The 15,952-nt window shown below is 37.5% G+C and carries 12 protein-coding genes; 8 read left to right on the top strand and 4 right to left on the bottom strand.

Features of this window, described 5'->3' with window-relative positions; genetic code table 11:
* Positions 1-103: 103 nt before the first annotated feature.
* Positions 104-397 carry a YtpI family protein gene (locus tag MHH51_RS15485; RefSeq protein WP_147211028.1) on the bottom strand — a complete coding sequence of 98 codons (294 nt, stop codon included), beginning with the start codon at positions 395-397 and terminating at the stop codon, positions 104-106.
* A gap of 247 nt (positions 398-644) precedes the next feature.
* Between MHH51_RS15485 and MHH51_RS15480 the strand changes: the two genes are divergently transcribed.
* Positions 645-1,589: a bifunctional oligoribonuclease/PAP phosphatase NrnA gene (locus MHH51_RS15480; protein ID WP_339282444.1), complete on the top strand. Its 945-nt coding sequence runs from the start codon at positions 645-647 to the stop codon at positions 1,587-1,589.
* Positions 1,590-1,869: 280 nt separating this feature from the next.
* Here the strand turns inward: MHH51_RS15480 and ytrI are convergent, their stop codons facing one another.
* Together ytrI and MHH51_RS15470 are read right to left on the bottom strand one after the other, a co-directional pair.
* A complete protein-coding gene (gene ytrI / locus MHH51_RS15475; RefSeq protein WP_339282443.1) occupies positions 1,870-2,376 on the bottom strand; it encodes a sporulation membrane protein YtrI in 507 nt (168 codons plus the stop codon).
* Entirely contained in the window at positions 2,376-2,708 is a 333-nt protein-coding gene (locus MHH51_RS15470) for a YtrH family sporulation protein (RefSeq protein WP_147211031.1), read from the bottom strand. The genes ytrI and MHH51_RS15470 overlap by 1 nt, the downstream gene beginning before the upstream one ends.
* 353 nt (positions 2,709-3,061) lie before the next feature.
* Here MHH51_RS15470 and dnaE point away from each other — a divergent pair, with 353 nt between their 5' ends.
* The 7 genes from dnaE (at position 3,062) to MHH51_RS15435 (ending at position 14,144) form a co-directional block, all read left to right on the top strand.
* Complete coding sequence (gene dnaE, locus MHH51_RS15465) at positions 3,062-6,379, top strand: DNA polymerase III subunit alpha (protein ID WP_339282442.1); 3,318 nt, start codon at positions 3,062-3,064, stop codon at positions 6,377-6,379.
* Positions 6,380-6,703: 324 nt separating this feature from the next.
* Complete coding sequence (locus tag MHH51_RS15460) at positions 6,704-7,942, top strand: malic enzyme-like NAD(P)-binding protein (protein ID WP_156986012.1); 1,239 nt, start codon at positions 6,704-6,706, stop codon at positions 7,940-7,942.
* Positions 7,943-8,497: 555 nt separating this feature from the next.
* Complete coding sequence (gene accD, locus MHH51_RS15455) at positions 8,498-9,352, top strand: acetyl-CoA carboxylase, carboxyltransferase subunit beta (protein WP_339282441.1); 855 nt, start codon at positions 8,498-8,500, stop codon at positions 9,350-9,352.
* 6 nt (positions 9,353-9,358) lie between these two features.
* Positions 9,359-10,315 carry an acetyl-CoA carboxylase carboxyl transferase subunit alpha gene (gene accA / locus MHH51_RS15450; protein ID WP_339282440.1) on the top strand — a complete coding sequence of 319 codons (957 nt, stop codon included), beginning with the start codon at positions 9,359-9,361 and terminating at the stop codon, positions 10,313-10,315.
* A 357-nt stretch (positions 10,316-10,672) separates the two neighbouring features.
* A complete protein-coding gene (pfkA, locus tag MHH51_RS15445) occupies positions 10,673-11,632 on the top strand; it encodes a 6-phosphofructokinase (protein WP_147211036.1) in 960 nt (319 codons plus the stop codon).
* Positions 11,633-11,675: 43 nt separating this feature from the next.
* A complete protein-coding gene (gene pyk / locus MHH51_RS15440) occupies positions 11,676-13,436 on the top strand; it encodes a pyruvate kinase (RefSeq protein WP_147211037.1) in 1,761 nt (586 codons plus the stop codon).
* 312 nt (positions 13,437-13,748) lie between these two features.
* On the top strand, positions 13,749-14,144 hold the full coding sequence (locus MHH51_RS15435) for an FxsA family protein (RefSeq protein ID WP_147211038.1): 396 nt from the start codon (positions 13,749-13,751) through the stop codon (positions 14,142-14,144).
* Positions 14,145-14,148: 4 nt separating this feature from the next.
* Here the strand turns inward: MHH51_RS15435 and ytvI are convergent, their stop codons facing one another.
* Complete coding sequence (gene ytvI, locus MHH51_RS15430) at positions 14,149-15,255, bottom strand: sporulation integral membrane protein YtvI (RefSeq protein ID WP_339282439.1); 1,107 nt, start codon at positions 15,253-15,255, stop codon at positions 14,149-14,151.
* Between the last annotated feature and the right edge of the window lie 697 nt (positions 15,256-15,952).

Genomic DNA, 15,952 nt, shown 5'->3' with positions numbered 1-15,952 from the left:
AGTTGTTTTTACGCTCAAGGCGGGAAAGTTTGGCTGAATCAGTTTCGTGAGAGAACAGAAGAATGTTTTTCTGCTTTTTAACAAGTACAGCTCACGTTTTTTCTTATTGTGGATGCAATCTTCTCCACTCTTTTTGATAGTGACGTGCTTCTTTAAAACCGCGGATAAATTGCATTAAACCTAAAATGAAGATAACTAGGCCGATAAACAGGCTAAGCTGTGTAAGGTAAAGCGTATATTGATTGATAGCAAAAGCCATCATAAACGCTCCCAGACAGGATTTCGATCTGCCATTGTAATATTTTTGGGTTAACGTGCTTTTCTCTTTCAGGATGGATACTTTATAATAGATATAAAAAACAACTGAAACGATAATTATTATTGGGAAGATAACCATTTAAATGCTCCTAATTACATATTCTAAATTCTATGTTTATTGTACCGTTTTTTAGATGTGAAAGAAAGTATAATATTTTTGCGGAAATTAATTCTTATGCGGGAATGACAGCAATCAACTGCGAGTGCCGAAAACTAAGGAGCTGGTGTATAAGCGCTCTTAGCTTGCAAATGTGTCCCGCGTTTCTGATTTATAATTAATTTTAGAGAACCAATTGAGATACCATATATAGGAAAGGAAGATAGTCATGGAAGTTACAAAAATTATTGAAGCGATTGAAAAAAGTCGGAAAATCATTATACACCGGCATGTGCGTCCTGATCCGGATGCAATTGGCTCACAGGTGGGTTTAAAAGCACTAATCAAAAACTCTTTCCCGGAAAAAGAAGTTTATGCTGTAGGTGAAGATGTTCAGTCCTTAACCTTTTTAGCGCAGATGGATCAAGTATCAGATGATGCGTACTATGGGAGTCTGGTAATTGTCTGTGATACAGCCAATCAGCCGAGGATTGATGATGAGCGTTATGATACAGGAAAACAATTAATAAAAATTGATCATCATCCGGTTACAGATTCTTATGGAGACATAGAATGGGTGTCCACAGATGCAAGTTCTACCTCCGAAATGATTGTTGAGCTTGCTTTAGAAGCACAGTCACGGGGCTGGGCACTGAATAATAATGCAGCCCGTTTATTATATGCAGGAATTGTTGGTGATACAGGAAGATTTAAATTTCCGAGCACAACTGTAAAAACCTTTCAATATGCCGGAGAACTGGTTCGTTATGATTTTGACAGATCAGGTCTTTATGATGAACTATATCAGGCAGAGGAAAAGGTACTGCGGTTAAGCGGCTATATTTTACAGCATTTTCAATTATCCGATAATGGACTATGCGTCATTAAGTTAACAGCAGATTTGCTGGAAAAATATGATGTCAGCGTAGAGGAATCCAATCAGCTGGTTCAGGTGGTATCAGATGTGAAAGGGATTAAAGCTTGGGTTTTTCTTATTGAAGAAGAAGATCAGATACGGGTGCGTATACGTTCAAAAGGAGTTATTATTAATGGAATAGCAGGTAAGTATAATGGTGGAGGACACCCATTAGCCTCTGGTGCAACAGTGTATTCATGGGAGGAAGGAAACGATTTAGTATCTGATTTAGAAAAAGTATGCAGAGAATACGTTTAAAGTGATTATAGATGCTGGAGCTTCAGGTTAATATTAGTTTCTGCTTTACTAGAAAATGCTAAGGGCGTTATGTTTCAAAATAGGAGCTGAAATAAAACATCTACTGAACTTTAACTAAAGAATTTCCGCTCTCGTGGAATATAAAGAGATTTTGTCATGGACTGGATAAACTCCCGCTTCAAATTTTGTCAGAAATTAAAGTGGGAGCAGCTCATGCAATAACATCCTTAGCAATCTGTTTAGGTATTCGATTAAACTGAAACGTTTCCAGTTGCGTAAATTATCTTACTGAAGCAGGTAAGACAGCTATTTTTAATTCTGATCCCAATGCAATAATTTGACTTACAGTGAACTGGTAGCTCATGCCGTCAAGAGTGAAAGCTTTATTTTCAATGGTAGAAATAAGCAGCTCATCTGAACGTGATATAAGCTCTACCTCCTGGCCGATGACATGATTGATTTCATCGCGGATTAAAGCGCGGAGCTGATCCTGCATTAATAAATCAATTTTCATAGAATCCGGATCTTCTATTTCAACCGTGATTTTTGAGATGGTAAGTGGTTGTCTGGATTGTTCACTCAAATCCTCTTTATCTTTCAGCAGTGTTTGATTTGTGTGCTCAAGGCCGGTTACTTCATTAGACAATTCAATATTTTCTTTTAACACTTCTTCATACATGGTACCGTACATATATGTGAAAACCATATAGGAAATAATAGTGCCAAAAAAGAAACCGACAAAAATCAGCTGCCAGTTTGTTTTTTTATGATATGGCGGGATATGCATTATGGGACCTCTCCTTGAGAAAACCATTGGATAATAATCAGGCCGACCTTTACGCCGCCCATAGCAGATAAAATTAATAGTATTTGTTTAATTAAATCCATTGGTGTTCCATCAAATAAACCTCTTTCAAAGTTGGCAATAGCATCAAAAGTTCCGCCGATAGCAGCAACAATTCCCCATATCCTTAAGCGTTCTGCGATTCGATTCATCGAAGTTAAAGCAGCGTCTCCTGTTGCAAAATCTCCGATGCTCCCGATAATAGAGCCTCCGATGATAACTCCTAACGCAATGAAAAAACAATGAATAAATGCAGCAAAAAACCTTTCCTCCATATTGACACTCCTCGCGCTATAGCTTGTCTTATAATTGGCAATCCTTATGATTGGAGGTGCTATATTCTATCCTATGAATGAAATAGGCGGGATATGAGCAAAACTAAATTTATAGGCACATATGTACTATCTTGTTATAATGGACATAGAAATGTGTGTTCAAAAAGTTCGAGGCAGCGCAGAATTATACTATTAGATGCAGGAACAGCTAAAAGTAAGCTAACGAACTTCTCAGGAAGCGGTGACTTCTATATTGCCTGAACAATGTGGGCGGTTTTAGGAGACACTCCTCGTCTCGACATGCGATTCATATTAGACTTTTTGAACATCCTCTAGAAAGAAGGCGGAGTAGAATGACGTACACACATATCTCAGTGAAAAGCGGCTATAGTTTAATGGAGAGCACCATTTCTATACAAAAGCTTGTTCAAAAAGCAAAAAATTTACATTATCAAAGCCTGTGTTTAACAGACGAGGCTGTTCTTTATGGTGCCATTTCATTCTATAAAGCTTGTATGGATCAAGGGATTAAACCAATTATCGGAATGACTGTTAATGTTCAAATAGAAGAAAATGAACCAGGAAATCCGTTTATTGTACTAGCCAAAAATAAGACAGGATATCAACAACTGCTGAAGTTAAGTACGTATTTACAAACAAATCATATTGATATATTAACTGCCAGCCAGCTTTCGAAATATACAGAAGGTGTCATTGGTGTTTTATCAGGAAAACATTTCCTTCAAGGCAGTAATCATTCTGCAGAAGCTGATACAGGTTTATTCTTTCAAGAGTTAAAAAAAGTAGAAGCATACTTTCAACCAGGTGATTTTTATGTCGGAATTGATTCTGATGCCCATCAGCTCCAGGTTTGGAAGGAAGCAGGCTTCTCTTATACAGCTATGCAGGATGTTCTGTATTTAGAAGAACAGGATATATTAGCATATGATTGCTTGCAATCGATGCGCTTTGGAGAGAAGTGGGGTCCAAAACGGAAGGAACAGTTACCTGAAGGTCATCATTTTTCTTCTCCGGAAGAAATGAAACGATTATTCCACGCTTGGCCAGAGCTGCTCAATAAAACAGAAGAAATTGCCGATAAATGCTCAACATACTTAAATTTTGATGAACAGCATCTGCCATCCTTTCCAACCCCAGACCGGATATCTGCAGATACTTACTTGCGACAGTGCTGTGAAAGTGGGTTGGAGGCTCGTTATACAAACATTACAGAGGTACATCGGAACCGGCTTGAGTACGAGCTGGACACAATTATAAACATGAATTACAGTGATTATTTCTTAATTGTTGCGGATTTTATTCAATTTGCGAAAGATAATCATATTATGGTCGGACCAGGAAGGGGTTCGTCAGCTGGATCCATTGTAGCTTACATTTTAGGGATTACAGAGGTAGATCCTTTAAAATATAATCTGTTATTTGAACGTTTTTTAAATCCGGAAAGACTTACCATGCCAGATATTGATGTGGACTTTTCTGATATTCGGCGTGACGAAGTAATTGATTATGTAAGAGATAAATATGGAAGAGAGCATGTTGCGCAGATTATTACTTTTGGAACCTTTGCGACGCGTTCTATTCTTCGTGAACTGATGAAAACAATGGATGTTCATGATCAGGATGTCAGCTATATTTTACGAGAGCTGAAGGGAGCATCTTCTAAAAGTATCCAAAGACTGTTACAAGATTCAACAGAATTGGCAGCGTATGTGAAATCATCTGAAAAATTAAAGACTTTATTTTCAATAGCGATTAAATTAGAGGGGTTACCCAGAAATGTATCCACACATGCTGCAGGTGTAGTAATCAGCGAGAACCCTTTAGTGGCAGATGTTCCTTTAACAAGCGGCACAGGAGAAACGTATTTGACGCAATATGCAATGAATGAACTGGAAGCAGCAGGATTATTAAAGATGGACTTTTTGGGGCTTAGAAACCTTTCACTAATTGAAAGAGTAACAAATGGTGTAGCATATACTTTAAAAAAAGATGAGATATTAGCGGATATTCCAGAACAGGATGAAAAGACTTTTACTATGTTGCGAAGAGGAGAAACCAGCGGGGTCTTTCAATTAGAATCAGCAGGGATGCAAAATGTACTTAAAGAACTGCAGCCATCTTCATTTGAGGACATTGTAGCGGTAAATGCGCTTTACCGCCCAGGCCCAATGGATTTTATTCCTGTATATATCCGGCGGAAATATAAACAAGAGCCTGTAAGCTATCCGCACCCAGATCTGGAGCCGATTTTAAAATCAACGTACGGTGTTCTGGTTTATCAGGAGCAGATTATGCAAATTGCTCACCGTATTGCCGGTTTCAGCCTTGGTGAGGCTGATATTTTAAGAAGAGCGGTAAGCAAAAAGAAGCAGGGTGTTATGCAGCAGCAAGAGGAGGCTTTTATCAAAGGGTGCATAAAGAATGGCTATTCTCACGCTGTGGCCGGAGAAATATTCAGCTGGATTGTCCGTTTTTCCAATTACGGTTTTCCGAGAAGTCATGCAGTAGCCTACAGTAAAATATCCTATCAGTTAAGCTTTCTGAAAGCACATTATCCAGCAGTGTTCTTCTCATGTCTGTTGACCGATGCCAAGAACCAGCCTGAAAAGTTGTCGGCTTATCAGGAGTCATTAAAAGAACTTGATATTAATATACTCCCTCCGCACATTAATAGAAGTTATCAGCAGTTTACAGTTGAAAAAAAGATGATACGTGCTGGATTAGCCGCTATTAAGGGAATCAGTTATCAGGCATTAGTTCATATTTTAGAAATTCGGAAGGAAGCTTCTTTTACCAACTTTTTTGATTTTTGTATGCGGGTTGATATTAAAAAAGTAAATCGGGCGGCTATTCGAAATCTTGTTTTAGCCGGCGTGTTTGATGCATTTCACCACAACCGGGCAAGTCTGATTGCTTCCATTGAACCGGCTCTTGAACAGAAAGAGCTTTTTCAAGGGATGTACGAAGATGCTTCTTTATTTCAAGATGCATTGGAATATACAGATATAGAAGATTACTCAACGATACAGAAGCTCACTTTTGAAAAAGAATTAATGGGTATTTATATATCAAATCACCCGTTTGAAAGCTGCCGGGATGTTTTAAGGGCGAACGGAATTATTTCACTCAAACAGGCAGGCAAATTCACTGGTAAGAGAAAAGAAATTTATACGGCTGGTGTTGTGGAAGAGGTAAAAGTTATTCGAACAAAAAATAGGGAAAGAATGGCCTTTTTAACTGTATCAGATGAGGATAAAAAGTTGGATGCTGTGATTTTCCCCGATTTATTCCGTCAAATTTCCAACCAGCTGGAGGAAGAGCAGATGGTTTGGATGCGTGTTTCTGTGGAAGAGAGAAACCAAAAGCTTCAGCTTGTTATAAAAGAAATTGGAGCTTTAGATCTTTCAGAGATAGGTGTACCTGAAACAAAAAAATTATTTGTACGAATGACAAATCAGGATAAAAGCAATGTTCTACAGTATTTAAAGCAATTAGCTGATCAGCATCCGGGTAAAATACCAGTGATTGTTTATAATCCTGTAAACAAGGAAACCTACCGTCTTTCAAATGATTATGCTTTATATTTGACGGAAAAAGAAATGAGACAGCTGAAAAGTTATTTTGGAAATGAGAATGTGGTAGAAAGGTAGTACCTGCAGCCTGAATGTAAATTAAAGTGATAAATAAATTGAAATGTATTGATTGGAATGAATCCTAGGGGAGTTACTTTTGCTGAAGTGACTCTCCTGGCTTTTAGTTATCATAAGAGTCGTGAAGCACTGTCGGCAGCAGAGTGTTTTTGGCAATATATTAGCTAATATTCAAATGATAGAAAAGATAGTAATTTTATATGCAGAGTTACTTTACACAGGTTCATCATCTGTTATAATAAAAGGGATTTAAAAGGGCTTGGCCCAAATTGTAAGCGTAATAATTATACATATTACTTACAGTATTCAAAGGAGCGGAATTCGATGGCAAACCTACGAGACGAAGCGTTACATTTACACAAACAAAAGCAGGGGAAATTAGAAATAAAATCAAAGGTTCCCATGAAAAACAAAGAGGACTTAAGTCTAGCGTATTCCCCTGGTGTTGCAGAACCTTGCAAAGAAATTTATGAACGGAAAGAAACTGTCTATGACTATACGATGAAGGGAAATATGGTTGCTGTAGTGAGTGATGGATCTGCTGTATTAGGCCTCGGTAATATCGGTGCAGAAGCTTCTTTACCTGTTATGGAAGGAAAAGCGGTATTATTTAAAGGCTTTGCAGGAGTAGATGCTTTTCCGATTTGTCTGGATACACAAGATGTAGACAAAATTGTAGAAACAGTGAAATTAATGGAACCAACCTTTGGCGGAGTCAACCTGGAAGATATTGCAGCACCAAACTGTTTTATTATAGAAGACCGCTTAAAAAGTGAAACAAATATCCCTATCTTTCATGATGACCAGCACGGTACAGCAATTGTAACTGTTGCAGGATTAATGAATGCTTTAAAATTGGTAGATAAGGATTTCTCAAATATAAAAGTTGTGGCTAACGGGGCGGGTGCAGCAGGTATTGCAATCATTCGGCTGTTAAAGAGCCTGGGCGTTCATGACATGATTATGTGTGATTCCAGAGGAGCAATTTACGAAGGGCGTCCTAATGGGATGAACCGGGTGAAAGAACTTGTTGCAAAATATACCAATGCACGGAAGATAGAAGGAAGCCTGGAAGATGTTTTAGAGGGTGCAGACGTATTTATCGGTGTTTCAGTAGGCGGAGCATTAACAAAAGAAATGGTAAAGAAGATGAATGATGATGCAATTATCTTTGCTATGGCAAACCCTGATCCGGAAATTTTACCAGATGATGCAAAAGAAGCAGGGGCAAGGGTTATTGGAACCGGCCGGTCTGATTTTGCAAATCAGGTAAATAATGTACTTGCTTTTCCAGGGATTTTCAGGGGTGCGTTGGATGTCAGAGCAACACGGATTAATGAAGAAATGAAAATTGCTGCTGCAGAAGGAATCGCTTCTTTGATCTCAGAAGATGAGTTGAATGAGGATTATGTTATTCCTTCTCCTTTTGATGATAGAGTTGCCCCGCTTGTGGCCAAGCACGTAGCTGAAGCGGCAATGAAATCCGGTGTGGCCCGTGTCCAAGTAGACCCTGAGGAAGTAGCAGAGAAGACAAGAAATCTGACAAAAGAAATCAATAAATAATCTGTTCTGATAATTAGCCCCGGAAACATTTTTAGTAAAAGTGTTTTTGGGGATATTTTGTTTTAGGACAAATTTCTTCAAAAGAATACTGCTCTCATAGTACATGTTCAAAAGTTCTGGAAATAAGATGCCCGACAAATGATTATAGATGTGTTAATAATAGACTGATACCCTGCAGCTTATTATTTCATTTTTTTTTGAATATCCTCTTCATACGCATTTATTTTATTTTTAAATCTTAAGTTAATTCCAGTGGGAGAAGGCGTTTTAGCCGTTCGTTAAACAGCATAATTCACCTTACATTTGAGAAAAAATTATGTTTAATAAGAAAAACGTGATTGCACGACTTGGCATCAGGTGGTAATCTATTTGTTGGGATTCTAAAACTAAAAATACTTTCATTTTATGGAGTAACTATTATAACTCGGCAAAATAGTTTACAATAGTAAAATAGGAAACAGCTCTTATTGAAAGCTCTATTTGAATACTAGATAATATACACAGCCTGTTTATATATGCTCAGATAATCTAGTAGTAGAAAAAGGGGGGATAAACTTGCCACTTAAAGATTTTTTCGGCAAGCGTAAGAAGTATGCATCAATCCCGAGCGAGAAGGCGAAAGTTGATGTTCCAGAGGGTTTAATGCAGAAATGTGATAATTGTAAACAAATCTATTATCGAAAAGAAATAGTTAAATCTTTATATGTTTGTCCCAACTGCGGATATCATCATCCGATGACAGCATGGACAAGAATTGAAAGCTTATTCGATGAAGGGACATTTGAAGAATGGGATGCTGGTTTAACATCTGCAAATCCATTAAATTTCCCTGATTACGAGGAGAAGATTAAGAAAGACCGTGAGAAAACAGGCTTGAACGAAGCGATTATTACTGGCACAGGGGCGATTGAAGGTAAACAGACCGCATTTGCAGTTATGGATTCACATTTTCGTATGGGGAGTATGGGCTCCGCAATCGGAGAAAAAATAACCAGAGCAATTGAGGAAGCCAGAAAAGAATCTATCCCGTTTATTATATTTACAGCATCCGGCGGTGCCCGTATGCAGGAGGGGCTCTTAAGCTTAATGCAAATGGCGAAAACATCATTTGCTGTTAAGCGGTTCAGAGACAGCGGAAATTTAATGATTTCTGTTATGACCCATCCAACCACCGGCGGTGTATCCGCAAGTTTTGCATCTATTGGAGACTATAATTTTGCCGAACCGGGGGCACTAATAGGTTTTGCTGGTCGAAGAATTATCGAGCAGACTATTCGTGAAAAATTACCAAACGATTTTCAGACAGCTGAATTTCAATTAGAGCATGGGCAGATAGATAAGGTTATTCACCGTCATGACATGAAAAAAACGCTTGGAAAAATTCTTTCCATGCATGCAGATGGGAGGTAATCATAAGTGGCGCCAATAATGGAATTTGAAAAACCCATTGTAAATTTAAAAGAAAAGATTAAAGAACTAAAAGCATTCACAGAAAACAGTGAAATTGATTTGAAGGATGAAATTAGAACACTGGAAGAGCGCTTAGCGAAGCTGGAAGAAGATATCTATGGCAATTTAAAGCCCTGGAACCGGGTGCAGATGGCCAGACATCCAGATCGTCCTACTACATTAGATTATGTAGAAAGACTGTTTGAAGATTTTATTGAGTTTCATGGTGATCGTTTATTTGGTGAAGATGAAGCAATTGTTTCCGGTATTGCTTATTATAAAAATCAACCGGTAACTATAATTGGTCATCAACGTGGAAAAGATACGAAAGAAAATATTAAACGTAATTTTGGAATGCCGCATCCTGAAGGTTATAGAAAAGCATTGCGTCATATGAAGCAGGCTGAAAAATTCAACCGTCCAATTATCACTTTCATTGATACAAAAGGGGCATATCCAGGCAAAGCAGCCGAAGAAAGAGGACAAAGCGAAGCCATCGCCAAAAACTTAATGGAAATGGCTGGTTTAACCGTCCCTATTGTGTGTGTTGTAATTGGTGAAGGCGGTAGCGGTGGTGCATTAGGAATCGGTGTAGGAAATCATGTTCACATGCTGGAAAATTCTACATATTCCGTAATATCTCCAGAAGGAGCTGCCGCAATACTGTGGAAGGATGCAGGAGAAGCGCAGCGGGCCGCTGAATCGATGCAGATTACAGCTCCAGATTTGAAAAATTTGGGCGTCATTGATGAAGTGATACCAGAACCAAAAGGTGGAGCACATCGGGATATTGACGAACAAGCTGTATTTATCGATCAAGTACTTGAAAAGTCATTAAAAGAGTTAAAAGAATTGTCATCTGAGGATATTGTAGAAGAAAGATGGCAAAAATATAAAAAGATAGGTTCATTTCAAACGGTTTAAGTATCGTTTATAAAGGCTGAGAATGAATATCAGCCTTTATTTTAATTTGGATTATAATGAAAGAATCATGTAAAATAGATAGAGTAGTGGATGAAAGATAAGAAATCAATAATCGATTATTGATTTAATTTGATTTATAATTACTATGTCTAACGATATTCTTTATCTTTTATTTATATTAAGAAGCGTGTTCAGGTGTTTTAAAATTGTAGAATAGGGAATTCGACAAATTAGTATAACTGTCTGATAACAGTTGCCTGTATTCCTCAAACAGCAGGAGTGATGATTCCAATATTTCGCAAATGCTTAAAAATAAGCTGAACATGGCGATATTTTAACAATGAGGTGAATAAATAAATGAAAAAAATTGGTGTTTTGACTAGTGGAGGAGACGCTCCTGGTATGAATGCTGCTATCAGAGCAACTGTGAGAAAAGCAATCTATCATGAGATGGAAGTAATTGGTGTCAAAAACGGCTACCAAGGCTTAATGGATGGTAACTTTGAAGAGATGCATCTTGGCTCTGTCGGCGATATTATTCATCGTGGAGGAACAATTCTATTCTCAGCAAGAAGTGAGAAGTTTAAAACGGATGAAGGACAGCTAAGAGCGGTTGAACAAATGAAGAAAGCCGGCATTGAAGGTTTAATTGTAATTGGCGGTGATGGCAGTTTTAAAGGAGCTCAGAAGCTGACAGAAAAAGGTGTTCCTTGTATCGGTGTACCGGGAACAATTGATAATGATATTGCAGGAACTGATTTTACAATCGGTTTTGACACATCTCTTAACACAATTATAGATGCCGTGGATAAGGTTCGTGATACTGCTACTTCTCATGAGCGTACATATGTCATAGAAGTAATGGGACGCGATGCAGGAGATTTAGCGCTTTGGGCCGGGTTATCAGTTGGTGCAGAAAGTATCCTTATCCCGGAACAGAAGGATGAATTCTCTCAAATCGTTGATCGATTAAACCGTGGACATAAGCGTGGGAAAAAGCATAGTATTATCCTGCTTGCAGAAGGTGTCGGCAGCGGATTTGACGTTGGAAAGAAAATTGAAGAGGCTACCGATTTGGAAACAAGGGTAACTGTATTAGGACACATTCAAAGAGGCGGTTCACCGACTGGCCAGGATAGAGTGCTGGCAAGCCGGCTTGGTGCTGCAGCTGTAGAGCTGCTGCTAAATAATAAAGGCGGACGTATGGTTGGAATTAGAAACAACCAAATCGTGGATAATGATATTAATGATATCTTGAAAATGAAGCATCATATTAATAATGAAATGTTCCAGCTATCTAAAGAACTTTCTATCTAACATACAAAGATAGATTTTGGTTGAATTTTAAGGAGGAAATAAAATGAGAAACACAAAAATCGTTTGTACAATTGGTCCGGCATCGGAATCAATAGAAAAATTGGAGCAACTTATTGATGCAGGAATGAATGTTGCCAGATTAAACTTCTCGCATGGGGATTTTGATGAGCATGGTGCCAGAATCAATAATATTCGTGAAGCAGCAGCTAAGAAAAATAAAACAGTAGCTATTCTTCTTGATACAAAAGGACCTGAAATTCGTACAGGGAACTTTAAAGAAGGAAGAGCGGATCTTGTTCAAGGTGAAGAAGTGATTATTTCAATGAAGGAAGTAGAAGGTACTTCTGAACGATTCTCCATTACGTATGATGGGTTAATCAACGATGTTCATGAAGGCTCAAAAATTCTGCTGGATGATGGACTTATTGAATTAGAAGTAACAGGGATTAACCAGGATAATGGAGAAATTATAACTGTTGCGTTAAACTCTGGAGAAATTAAAAATAAAAAAGGAGTTAACGTTCCAAATGTATCCGTCAATCTTCCTGGAATTACAGAAAAGGATACGAATGATATTATCTTTGGGGTAGAGCAAGGAGTAGACTTTATTGCAGCATCTTTTGTCCGCCGTCCTTCAGATGTATTAGAAATTAAAGAAGTATTAGAGCAGCATAATGCAGATCATATTAAAATTATCCCTAAAATTGAAAACCAGGAGGGTGTAGATAATATTAACAGCATCCTGGAAGTTAGTGATGGTCTAATGGTTGCACGTGGAGACCTTGGCGTGGAAATACCTGCAGAAGATGTACCTCTAGTACAGAAAGAACTTATTAAAAAATGTAATACAGCCGGAAAGCCAGTTATTACAGCAACTCAAATGTTAGATTCTATGCAGCGGAATCCTCGTCCGACTCGTGCAGAGGCTTCCGATGTTGCCAATGCAATATTTGATGGTACAGATGCAATCATGCTTTCCGGTGAAACAGCTGCTGGTAATTATCCGGTAGAATCTGTACAAACCATGAGTAATATTGCGTTAAAAGCAGAATCTGCATTAGATCATAAAGCTATTTTAGAAGAGCGTTCTAAAAATGTTGATATGGAAATCAGAGAAGCTATTACACAATCAGTTTCTCATACAGCATATAACTTAAATATCGGTACGATTATCACACCGACAGAAAGCGGGTCAACATCCCGTATGGTTTCAAAATACCGTCCTAAAGCAACGATTATTGCTGTAACAGTGGATGAAATAGTAAATCGTCAGCTTTCGCTAGTATGGGGCGTCCATGCAGTTATGGGCACACCGACAAAATCTACAGACGAAATGTTAGAAGTAGCAGTAAAACGGGGGCTTGAAGCGGAAGTATGCAAACGCGGAGATACAGTGCTTGTTGTTGCAGGAGTACCTGCTGGAGAAAAGGGCACAACAAATCTAATGAAAGTCCATGTTATTGGAGATGTTGTTGCAAAAGGACAAGGTATCGGCAGAAGTAAAGCATATGGGCATGTTGTCTTCGCTAAAAATAATGAAGAAGCATTAACCCGTATGAATGAGGGTGATATTCTTGTAACCCATGCCACTGAAAAAGAAATGATGCCGGCAATTGAGAAAGCTTCTGCAATTATTACAGAAGAAGGCGGTCTGACTTCTCATGCGGCAGTAGTTGGTGTTAGTATAGGAATACCAGTTATTGTCGGCGTAGAGAATGTTTTTGAAGTATTAGAAGACGGTCAAGATATTACTGTAGACAGCAGCCGTGGACAGGTATATGCCGGCCATGCAGGCGTACTATAAAAAATATAAAAAATAAGTTAAACCCCCGATTCGGGGGTTTTATTTTTAAGTCTGTATGGGAACATGGTAAAATAAAAGCTGGCTTATTTATTGATTTTAGTGAAGAGACGTATTTACGAAGGGAAGGTAATATGTTCAAAAAGAATATCGGATTGCCAATTCTTTGTTTCATTTTTTTAACTGTGAAACAACTCATTTTCAATGATACAATTCAATGGATAGATAATATAGGTATTTCTATTTTTATATATTTAGGATATATATTCTGGGAATGGGTGAAAATACCGTATCAAAGTAGAAAGGGTGTTGAAAATGAGAAATAAATACCTTCTTCTGGCATTTATAATTATCCCGGCAGTAGAGATTGGTGTGTTTCTTTGGTTAAGCCAGCTTATTGGTGTTTTATGGGTAGTTGGATTAATTATCGGAACAGCTATATTGGGTATTTTCCTAGCCAGGTATCAGGGAATGGAAGTTTTTAGACGTGCGCAGCTGCAAATACAGAGAGGTACACCACCAACCGATGAAATTCTCGATGGACTGGCAACGATGCTTGGAGCATTTTTGCTTATTATCCCTGGTTTTGTTTTAGATATAGTTGGTTTATTGTTACTGATACCCTGGACAAGAAATCAATTTAAAAAGCAACTAAAGAAAATAGCAATGCAGTTTGTAGGCAGAAACACAATAATTTACCGCCGATGGTGATAAATTATCCCTTAATATAAAGAAATAATTGCTGGAATACGCCTGATTTTTTGATGGCGAGTATAACTACTAAAATCACAGGAGCAAGGATAAATCCAAAGACTCCAAGCCATTGGATACCTAAAAACATCCCTATGAGCATCATTAAAGGCGAAATACCAATAGAAGTTGCCACAATTTTAGGCTCTATCAATTGCCTGATGATAATAATAAGGCCATAAAGAACAGATAAACCGATTGTTAAAGGATAATTAAAGGTTAAAAAGCTGAAAAGAATCCAGGGTATAATAATAATTCCAATTCCTAAATAAGGGATAAAATCGGCAATCGCAGCAAATAAAACAATCGTAAATGCATGCTCTACACCGAGAACGGAAAGCCCAACCCATAAAATAACTGCAGAAATACAGACCAATATGAGTTGTGCTTTAAAATAGCCAATTACAGCTTCTTTTAAATGAGAGGCTATTTTTTTATGAAGAGCATACCAATTGGAAGGTATAATTTCGCGAAACTTATTTTGGATGTTATGAAAATCATAGCTGATCATAAGAGTAGCCAATATAATAAAAATAAAAACAGTAAAGGAATTTGGCAGCATCATAAGAAAATTTGCCGACTGCTGTAACAGCATTTGAAAGAACCGGGTTGAGGCTGCAGTAACAGATTCCGTAAAGGAATTTATATACTCATAGACCTCCAAACGATAATCAACATGTAAAGTAGTTAAAAGAGAAAGCAATTGATCATATAAAGGTAATATTTGGGTATCTAACAGTTGTTGAAACTGTTCCATCATATGGTGAAAATAAGCTGGCAGCCTGTCCGATAAGTAAAGAATACCTTGGTAGACCTCACTTACTAAAAAGAACAAAACGAAAGTGAACAAGCTGAAAAAAAGAATAAACGTGCTGACTAAAGCAAGTAATCTCGGCATTTTTAACTTTTCTGCAAAAAATCTGATGAAGGGCTGAAAGAGAAGTGACAGTAAAAATGCTATCAGAATAGGATATATATAAGGGAAAAGCATATAAAGAAGAAAAATACTGCCGAATAAAATGATAATGATAATAAGACTGCGGATAAGTTGTCCAACGATTTTTGATTGCATTATATTTCCCCCAAATAAACGACCTTATTGTAATCTATGATTTTAGATAGCAAAGTAGAAGTGTTAAGAGTTTGATTTAGCATTTGGGGCTGGGATTACTCGTTTTGCGGAGAATATTGCTCCATCAAAAAAAGTATAGGAAACTTGTTCCAAAGGTATTTTAAATACTAATACGACTGTTTGGAATGTGTCATTAAGATACCGGATTTTTATCTCAAAATACACGGCGGGTTCAGACGGAATGATTATCATACAAAGTTAAAAGAAAAAATTAAACACATCGTAGAGAAGTAAAAAACCGTACTCAAGAAATCACCCTTAATAAACCGGGCTTATTTAACGCAAATAATGAGAAAATCAATTACAGAGTCCGTTAGCAGTTATTTTACAAAATTTAAACGGTTTCAATTCACATTCTGCTTATTATCATTTATAATGATAGATGGGCAGGCAAAAAGGATTGCTTTAATCAAATCAGGGTACAAATAAAGATAAAGTTTTTCTGAGTTTGTTTAAAAAGTAGAATAATAAATTATTTGATTCGTAACTTTCAAAAGATTTTGGTTCCACGTTTAATCGTCCACGAAACGCGAGTTCCATCACCTGATTGATACTAAGCGAATGTAATAATATTTGCTTAAATTTATTCCTACATAGCTTTAAACAGCCAAAATTTAGTTTGTCACCCTTGTATTAT

This window comes from Oceanobacillus sp. FSL K6-3682, assembly GCF_037976165.1.
GTDB lineage: Bacteria > Bacillota > Bacilli > Bacillales > Amphibacillaceae > Oceanobacillus > Oceanobacillus sojae.
This window is presented reverse-complemented; position numbering and strand designations above follow the sequence as displayed.